This is a genomic window from Aquiflexum sp., assembly GCF_041749095.1.
Taxonomy (GTDB): Bacteria; Bacteroidota; Bacteroidia; order Cytophagales; family Cyclobacteriaceae; genus Aquiflexum.
The window spans coordinates 1-2,465 of record NZ_JBGTCA010000154.1 but is presented as its reverse complement, the minus strand read 5'-3'; the positions used below and the strand labels follow the sequence as shown (position 1 = coordinate 2,465).

The following is a 2,465-nucleotide window of genomic DNA, read 5'->3' as shown; positions in this document are numbered from 1 at the left end:
TGGCTCCCCGATAAAAGCATCGGGGCAGGTTTTGATTCTTTTCTCTTTCTTGGTTCTTGGCTTCCCGATTCTCGGGACAGGCCTTGGTTCTTGGCTCTATCAGGAAAAAACCTTCGAGGTCTGAAAAAGACCTCAAAGGTTGAAAGTTCTAATTCACACTTACATTCATCACATTGTCATCCGGTATTCTGTCAATAAGCTTGTTGTAAGGATCAATTCCTGCTTTCACAGGCACTCCGCCTTGCACTTTGATCTGAAGTCTGGTTTCTCCCGGAGTTATTTTGTGTTTTTGGATGTATAGCGGATTGGTCCTGTTTCGGCCATTTTCATCTTTATCCTCTTTAGCAAAAATGCCAATGTCCAAATAGTCCCCATCATAAATTGCAGGGGTTTCCCGACCAAGACTATCTGCATATAATTTCTGAGATGAAACGTTCAATGTCACCAAATACTCTTCTTCCCCGGTTTTTTCAGCTGTGGCTTCTACAGCTTTATTTTCATAAAGGGTGATTTTATGCCAGGTATCTTCCAAGAAATAATGCAAGGAATCAGGGGTATTTTGTGTCAAATATCTAAGCAAATCAGAACTACCTGCAAAGGGAGGGGTTTCTTTCAGGCCAAACTCTCCCACAAATCCTTTCAAAGCCGAATCTATGGCATCATCTCCAATATAATCCCTTAAAGCATAAAGCACCAAAGAACCTTTTTGGTACCAGATATATCCCCTATCCGCATTGATGAAAGCATTTTCCTTTTTGCTTTCATTGGACCTGCCTCTAAGGTATCCGTCCAATTCCTCCTTGAGAAAGCGCTTCATATTGTCCTTGCCATAAGCCCTTTCGGTTAAAATCAGCGCTGAATACTCAGCCAAAGCTTCGGAAATCAAATTAGAACCTCTAGTATAATTTGGTGCTATCTGATGACCCCACCATTGGTGGGCAAGTTCATGGGCCGTCACAAAATACACATAGTCAAAACTATTGGGGTCACTGAAATCAGCTATCCAACCAAAACTTTCGGAAAATGGTACTGTGTTGGGAAAAGACTGGGCAAACCCTGCATAACGCGGGAATTCCAGAATCCTCATTTGTCGGAACTGGAAAGGGCTGTATTTTTCTGAGAAATAGACCAGCCCGTCTTTATAAGCTGCCAGAAATCTATCAAGGTTAAAAGTATGCCTCGGATGATGATAAATTTCTATCGCTACTTTTTGTCCATCAGGTAGTTCTGCCTCATCCAGCAGGACTTCATAATCTGCTGATACCACAGAAAAGAAATATTGGATAGGTGTATCCTGAATGTAATGGAAATACCTCCTACCATTTTCTGTCCATTCCCTCTGAAGGTATCCCGGTACCACAGCGATTTGATTGGGAGAAGTACTTACGACTGCTTCAAAATTTACAAAATCCGCATCCTGTGAAAACAGCAGATTTCGTAATCCAAAAGGATCATCATGTTTGGGAAGATCGGTATCTTTTGGATCTAAATCATGTTTCTTCCTGATTTCATCCGAACTCAACTCAAGGGATTCATTATAGCCAAAACTTGGCAAGAAAGCACTGGTAAAGGTTCCATTGTGCACAATGTCCCTGCCATATCCGGAATTGGGGAAGCCTTTATTGATCACATTGGCCAAAACCTGAATCTGCAAGGTGTCCCCAGGCTGCATGGTTTTAGGAAGTGCCAAAATTTTGTACCAATGTTTTTGTTTGTATTTATTGAGAATATCAAATTTCCGTTTGTCATAACTTAAAGGAAATCTATACTCCAGTGCCTTTCCATCATAAAGAATCTCAAACCTAGAAAGCGAATTGGAATGCATGTGCAGGGAATCAATCGGGCTGTCGGTTTTGTTTACAATCGTCATGTCCAATTTGAAATCCGCATTTCTTTTTTCAGGATAAACATCTGCTATCAAAAAAACCGAGACTACTTTAGGCTGTGGTATAAATTGATAGTGCTTCAATTGTTTCTCATAATCGGCACTTCTTTTTTCACCCTCCCGAATAGTCAGATATCCATTGTCATACACTACTGATTTATAAATGAAAGCACCTGAACCAAATGCAATTAAAAGAAAAACCATGGACAGCTTGACAACAGGAGAACGAAGCCGCTGTTTTGCTATTTTCCATCTGCTTGAAAAATTTGTTTCCGAACCCCGTGTAAAGAAGATACTGAAAAACAGGACCAAAAACAGGCCAAAAGCAGTCCAATAAAAGTTAAACCAAAATAAGGGTTTACCCAAATGACCCAGTCCATTCATGTCTGACCAAAGATAACTCGGCTTAAAGGAATATTTAAACATGGTAAAGTTGACTTTGGCTAAATCCAATACCAACCCTATCACTACCCAAACTGCAATGCTTGCTGCGTGGCCTGCAAACTTATTGTTGAAAATCAGGTGAACAGCAAAAACCAACATCACCATCTGTAGATAATCAGGATAGGTTATCAACAAA

Annotated in this window: 1 protein-coding gene; it reads right to left on the bottom strand. The window is 40.4% G+C overall.

Annotated features, from left to right (window positions below; translation table 11 throughout):
- Positions 1-148: 148 nt before the first annotated feature.
- The coding region (locus tag ACEW8O_RS07770) for a M1 family metallopeptidase (RefSeq protein WP_373494053.1) at positions 149-2,465 on the bottom strand (2,317 nt) is incomplete at its 5' end.